This is a genomic window from Vibrio sp. D173a, from assembly GCF_030248475.1.
On sequence record NZ_JAHGAH010000327.1, the window covers coordinates 1 to 924 of the forward strand.

General features: G+C 45.9%; 1 protein-coding gene and 2 pseudogenes. 2 read left to right on the forward strand and 1 reads right to left on the reverse strand.

The window, feature by feature from the left end; all coding sequences use genetic code 11:
• Window positions 1-131: pseudogene (locus KIV40_RS25275) on the reverse strand (resolvase); the annotation flags it as partial.
• A gap of 64 nt (window positions 132-195) precedes the next feature.
• Between KIV40_RS25275 and KIV40_RS25280 the strand changes: the two are divergent.
• Complete coding sequence (locus tag KIV40_RS25280; RefSeq protein ID WP_041853196.1) at window positions 196-696, forward strand: transposase; 501 nt, start codon at window positions 196-198, stop codon at window positions 694-696.
• Window positions 697-719: 23 nt separating this feature from the next.
• Window positions 720-924: pseudogene (locus KIV40_RS25285) on the forward strand (IS3 family transposase); the annotation flags it as partial.

Below are 924 nucleotides of genomic sequence, written 5' to 3' on the forward strand. Positions count from 1 at the left end.
TGAATATTTTCTCTTAGCCTTAAGTCAGGCTTTCGACCCTGGTATTTTCCTAATGCTTTGGCTTTTTCTATCCCTTGGGCTTGGCGTTTTCGTCGAGTCTCATAGTCGTCTCTGGCCATCGCTGCGGCTAACCCCCTCTGGCAGGATAGTTGTCACTGTTAAAATTTAACCAGTTTGGGTGGTAATGAGTGAGTTTTGAATCGCATTCCAACAGAAAGAAAAGAAGCCATATTGAAGAAGCTACTGCCTCCTTATTCAATGTCTGTAAGCCAAGTAGCAAAAGAGGAAGGTATTAGCACAGCCACCCTGTATCATTGGCGGCGGCAACTTAGACGTTCAGGAGGTGCTGTGCCAAATAGTAATACTTCATCAGAGCAGTGGTCTGCTCAAACTAAACTCGCCATTGTCGCTGAAACTTACTCGATGACGGAGAATGAACTCAGTCAGTATTGTCGCGAGAAAGGCTTGTTCCCTGAACAAGTGCAAGGTTGGCGAAGTGAGTGTATGCAAGGGTTTATGTCTGCTAAAGAGCGTGAGGCTGAAGCCAAGAAACAAGCTAAAGCTGACAAGCTTGAAATTAAAGAGCTGAAAAAAGAGTTACGCTTTAAAGAAAAAGCTTTAGCGGAAACGGCGGCGCTATTGGTTCTTCGAAAAAAGCTGAGAGCCTTTTACGGGGAAGAGCCAGAGGAAGATTAACCTCAACCGATGAAAGGCACCACTTGGTCACTCTTATCCACGACGCTAAGCAAAGTGGTTGCCGATTGGAGCACGCTTGCCATGAAGTTCAAATCGACTTGAGAACGTATCGACGCTGGTATCAGCAAGGTGAAATACAGGCTGACAAAAGACCGACATGCGTTAGACCTGTACCAGCTAACAAACTCTCACAGCAAGAACGTGATGCGATTATCGAGGTGTGCAACC